The following is a 4,735-nucleotide window of genomic DNA, read 5'->3' as shown; positions in this document are numbered from 1 at the left end:
ACCGACGCCGATCCCGAGAGGGGAGCTCGCGGACGCGCGGTGCAGGCGCCGAGCCAGGCCACCGCCACTACTGCCACGACTACCGCGACGATTCGATTGTGCACGCAGCCACCTCTATCCTCGACGACACATCCTGGCCTGCAGCGATGATGTTATTCTCGGCGCAAGAGAATGCCAGTATCGCCTTCGCGCGCCCAGGGAGCAATGACGCATGGTTGACGTGGAGTTCGACGACGGCTTGGCGGTGCTGACCATCGACCGACCGCACGCACGCAACGCCATCGGGCTGGACACCATGGAGCAACTGGAGGAGGCGCTCGATGCGGCGGCGGGCGCGCAGGCCCTGGTGATCAGGGGTGCCGGCGACCGGGCCTTCGTGTCGGGCGGCGACCTCAAGGAACTGCGCGCGCTGCGTACCGAAGAAGACGCGACGGCGATGGCCAAGCGGATGCGCGCGATCTGCGATCAGCTGTCGAGTTTCCCCGCGCCGGTCCTCGCCGCATTGAACGGCCATGCCTTCGGCGGCGGTGCCGAGGTCGCCGTCGCCGCCGACATCCGGGTCGCCGCTGACGACATCAAGATCGCCTTCAATCAGGTCGCGCTGGAGATCATGCCGGCCTGGGGCGGCGCGGAAAGGCTGGCCGGGCTTGTCGGGAAGAGCAAGGCGCTGCTGCTGGCCGGCACCGGCAGGGTGCTGGACGCCGCCGAGGCCGAGCGGATGGGCCTGCTGGACCTGGTGGTGCCGCGCACCTCTTTCGAGGACGGATGGCGCGCGGTCGCCAGGTCGCTGGCCAACCGCCCGGCGACCGAAATAAAGCGCGTAATCGGCGGAGTTTCGCCCGACGAGGCGATAGCATCCTTTGCACGGTTGTGGGTCGCCGACGCCCACTGGCAGGCCGCAGAGCGGGTCATGAACCGCACCGCCAGTCCGCGCCCGGCGCCCGGAGGAGCGACATGACCAGCACCGCGACGAAGTTGATGGGCGCCGCTTCGGCAATGGTGCTGGCGACCGCGTCCTTCGCGGTCGATTCCGGACGGGCGCAGGCCGACCCGGCCATGCATCAGGTCGTGTACATCGTCTCGGCCACGAGCCCGGCCCGTGTGGACATCTTCTACCAGGACCAGGACCCGGCGGTCTACGCCGATTACAGCCACAACCCGTACCAGTTCACTCCGCAGGTCCACGCCGACGTCGCCCCGGGGAAGCCGTGGGTGCAGCCGGTCAGCCTGCTGAATCCCGATCAATGGGCCATGGTCACCGCCACCACCGGCCGGGGTCCGGTGGCACCCGGCGGCATTCAGTGTGACCTGTCGGTGGATGGCAAGGTCGTGGTGTCCAAGGTGGGCCCCAAAGGCGCGCTCTGCTCGCTGCGCACCTGGTGAACAACCCAGGCCTGCGACAGCCCCTTGATCGGCTGCGGCTCGCCCTCGATGCGGCACAGGTGACGTTCGACCAATTGCACCGTTTCGTCGTGGCCAGCGGACATACCGATCGCCTGCTCGAGCACCAGGAACCGCGACAGGCTGGTCATCAGCACCGTCCACACCACCGGCGGGATGTCCTCGTTGTCCACGCCGTAACGCTGCAGCGCGGCCGTGACCGCTTGACGTTGCTCCTCGCGAAAACGTTCGGCGTAGTACGCGATCTCGGCGCGCATCTCCTTGCGGTGGTTGGCCAACGCCATGAATTCCATGGAAATCCGGGTGAACGCGGGGTCCGTACCGAACCTCCACAACGCCCACAACGGCTGCGCCGACTGGAGCGCGTGGGCCTGCACCTGCAGCCCTTCTTCGGCGCGCCGGCGGAAGACCTCGAGGAACAGGTCCTCCATGGTGCGGAAGTAATAGTGCACCAGCTGCGGTTTGAGCCCCGCCTTGTTCGCCAGTCGACGGGAGGTGACCGCGGCGTAGCCCTCTTCCAGCATCAGCTGCTCGGCCGCGTCGAGCAACAGCCCGCGGTTCTTGGCGTCCGGCGCGCCGATCCTTCGAGCCGCAGAAGAAGATGTCATGCCCCTGCTCCGTACTCGTCGCGCTGCCCGATCAACCTCACGGATCGTATCGTGGCACGCCGCGGCGATCTTGACCTCGACATTACCGCCGTGCTAAGCAAGTGCTCAGCAACTTCGTGAACATCGGACCGGGCGGCGCGGAGTCTCGCCGCCGGACAGTCATAGGGCCAACGGCGGCTGTGGAGGCATGCGCGACATGAGCAATTTCGACACCATCGACTTCTTCGCAGACCCCTCCCTCGTCCCCGATCCGCATCCCTATTTCGACCACCTGCGCAGCCAGAACCCGGTGCTGCGGCTGCCGCACTACGGGGTCGTCGCCGTCACCGGCTACGACGAAGCCACCGAGATCTACAAGGACCCCGAGACCTTCTCGAACATCGTCGCGCTCGGCGGACCATTCCCCCCGTTGCCGTTCGTGCCCGAGGAAGACGACATCAGCGCGCAGATCGACACGCACCGCAACTACTTTCCGATGAACGAGCACATGGTCACCATGGACCCGCCGGACCACACCAAGGCCCGGTCCGTGCTGAGCAAGCTGCTGACCCCGAGCCGGCTCAAGCAGAACGAGGAGTTCATGTGGCGCCTCGCCGACCGCCAGCTCGACGAGTTCCTGCACAACGGCGAATGCGAGTTCATCGGCGAGTATTCAAAGCCGTTCGCCACCTTGGTGATCGCCGACCTGCTCGGCGTGCCGGAGGAAGACCACAAGGAGTTCCGCGTCATCCTGGGCGCCGAACGTCCCGAGGCGCGGGTCGGCGCGCTGGACCACGAGTCGGTCGGCATCAACCCGCTGGAGTGGCTCGACGACAAGTTCTGCGTCTACATCGAGGACCGGCGGCGCGACCCGCGCAACGACGTGCTGACCTCGCTGGCGGCGGCGAAGTATCCGGACGGATCGACACCGCCGGTGATCGAGGTGGTCCGCTCGGCCACGTTCCTGTTCGCCGCCGGCCAGGAAACGACTGCGAAACTGCTGTCCGCGGCGCTGCGAGTACTCGGCGACCGGCCGGATATCCAGCAGCAGTTGCGTGAGGACCGCAGCCTCATCCCAGGGTTCATCGAGGAGTCGCTGCGCATGGAGAGCCCGGTCAAGAGCGACTCGCGACTGGCCCGCAAGTCCACCCGGATCGGCGGGGTCGACATTCCCGCGGGAACCGTGGTGATGGTGCTGCCCGGTGCGGCCAACCGCGACCCCCGCCGCTTCGAGAATCCGCACGAGTTCGACCTGCACCGCAGAAACGTCCGCGAGCACATGGCTTTTGCCCGCGGCGTCCACTCGTGCCCCGGCGGGCCGCTCGCGCGGGTGGAGGGGCGCGTCTCGATCGAGCGCATCCTGGACCGGATGTCGCGCATCGAGATCGACGCGGCCCACCACGGGTCGAGCGCGCAGCGCCGCTACACCTACGAGCCGACATACATCCTGCGGGGCTTGACCGAACTGCACCTGACTTTCGAGACGGCGGACGCGATAGCTTCCGCGGGCTGACGGCACCCGCTGGATCCCGATCAGCTGGCGCCACAGGTGATCGACGTGGAGGTGCTGGGAGTGATCCGCGCGCACTACCTCCACGGACAGCTGGACGGGACGGCCGCGGGACAAGCGGTGGCCGACCTCCGGGATTGGCCGGGCGAACGATTTGACCACCGGCCTCCGCGAGGGGAACCGATCCTGATGGGGTGTCACAACACCGGGTGCGGGCGAGAGCTACCGAATCTGCATCCCCGCGAAGTAGCTGCCCAGGAGGCTGGCCGCGAGGATGAGCACCCAGGCATCGGTCAGCCGACACAGCAGGACCGGGGCGTTTCGCACCTCCATGAACTCCCGAAAGATGATGCGCACCTTGATGAGTGCGATCGCGATGACGCTGGACGTGACCAGCGCGCTGGGTTTCGGCGAATCCGCATGGTCAATCGCCAGATAACCCACCGTCAACGACGCCAGCACGACCCAGACCACCGACAGCCGTTTGTTGAACTTGACCACCGTCACCTGACCACGTACAGCAACGCAAAGATGAGCACCCACAGATAGTCGACCGTGTGCCAGTACGTGGCACACGTCTCGACGAGCTCCTGCGATCGTCGAGACGGACTCCAAAGCTGGTATACGACAACACCGAGCACGACGAAGCCGATCAGCAGGTGCACGAAGTGGATGCCGGTGAGAAAGTAGTAGTAGGTGAAGAAATCGTCGCTTCCCAGGCCTTTTCCCGCGCGGACGAGCCGGGTCCACTCGAAGATCTTGAAAGCCAGGAAAACGGCTGCTAATCCGGCCGTGAGCAAGACCTCCCTGAAGGCCGCCGGGTAGGCGCCCACCCTGGATGACTGCACACAGCGCGCCACCGACCAGGAGCTGAGCAACAAGACCAGCGTGTTGAAGACCCCGATGCGCAGGTCGAGCTGCGCCTGCGAGTGCAGGAAGAGCCCCGTGTTCCGGCCGCGGTAGAACAGGTAGAAGCCGAAATAGGCCGTGAAGATCACGGTTTCGAACAGCACGAAGACCCACATGTCGGGCTGGCCGGGTACGGCCCGGGCGCGTGCGGTCTTCTCGTCCACGTCGGTCATTTCGCGGCCACGAGCGCTGGGAGAGGCCCGGTTCCGAAGTCCTCGCGCTGGATCATGCGCATGAGCATGAATATGAAGACAACGGTGTAGATGCCGAACACCACCACGTTCAGCCACCAGGCGATCTGGCCGTTCCACGCCAGCACGCCCCGTCG

General features: G+C 66.1%; 6 protein-coding genes. 3 read left to right on the top strand and 3 right to left on the bottom strand.

Going from position 1 to position 4,735, the window contains the following annotated elements; translation table 11 throughout:
* Positions 1-211 precede the first annotated feature (211 nt).
* Together AC2VOK_RS13175 and AC2VOK_RS13170 are read left to right on the top strand one after the other, a co-directional pair.
* Entirely contained in the window at positions 212-958 is a 747-nt protein-coding gene (locus tag AC2VOK_RS13175; protein ID WP_428900872.1) for an enoyl-CoA hydratase/isomerase family protein, read from the top strand.
* 38 nt (positions 959-996) lie between these two features.
* Positions 997-1,383 carry a hypothetical protein gene (locus AC2VOK_RS13170; RefSeq protein ID WP_428900873.1) on the top strand — a complete coding sequence of 129 codons (387 nt, stop codon included), beginning with the start codon at positions 997-999 and terminating at the stop codon, positions 1,381-1,383.
* Here the strand turns inward: AC2VOK_RS13170 and AC2VOK_RS13165 are convergent.
* On the bottom strand, positions 1,299-2,009 hold the full coding sequence (locus tag AC2VOK_RS13165; RefSeq protein ID WP_428900871.1) for a TetR/AcrR family transcriptional regulator: 711 nt from the start codon (positions 2,007-2,009) through the stop codon (positions 1,299-1,301). The genes AC2VOK_RS13170 and AC2VOK_RS13165 overlap by 85 nt on opposite strands.
* Positions 2,010-2,205: 196 nt before the next feature.
* On the opposite strand from AC2VOK_RS13165, the gene AC2VOK_RS13160 reads away from it, so the two are divergent.
* On the top strand, positions 2,206-3,501 hold the full coding sequence (locus AC2VOK_RS13160) for a cytochrome P450 (RefSeq protein WP_428900870.1): 1,296 nt from the start codon (positions 2,206-2,208) through the stop codon (positions 3,499-3,501).
* 219 nt (positions 3,502-3,720) lie between these two features.
* Here the strand turns inward: AC2VOK_RS13160 and AC2VOK_RS13155 are convergent, their stop codons facing one another.
* Positions 3,721-4,005: a cytochrome C oxidase subunit IV family protein gene (locus AC2VOK_RS13155; protein ID WP_428900869.1), complete on the bottom strand. Its 285-nt coding sequence runs from the start codon at positions 4,003-4,005 to the stop codon at positions 3,721-3,723.
* Positions 4,002-4,580 (bottom strand): cytochrome c oxidase subunit 3 family protein, encoded by a 579-nt coding sequence (locus AC2VOK_RS13150; RefSeq protein WP_428900868.1) that lies wholly within the window; start codon positions 4,578-4,580, stop codon positions 4,002-4,004. The genes AC2VOK_RS13155 and AC2VOK_RS13150 overlap by 4 nt, the downstream gene beginning before the upstream one ends.
* Between the last annotated feature and the right edge of the window lie 155 nt (positions 4,581-4,735).

The sequence above is a fragment of the Mycobacterium sp. TH-M116 genome, assembly GCF_057473685.1.
The sequence above is the reverse complement of the archived record's forward strand: the minus strand, read 5'-3'. Positions and strand labels throughout refer to the sequence as shown.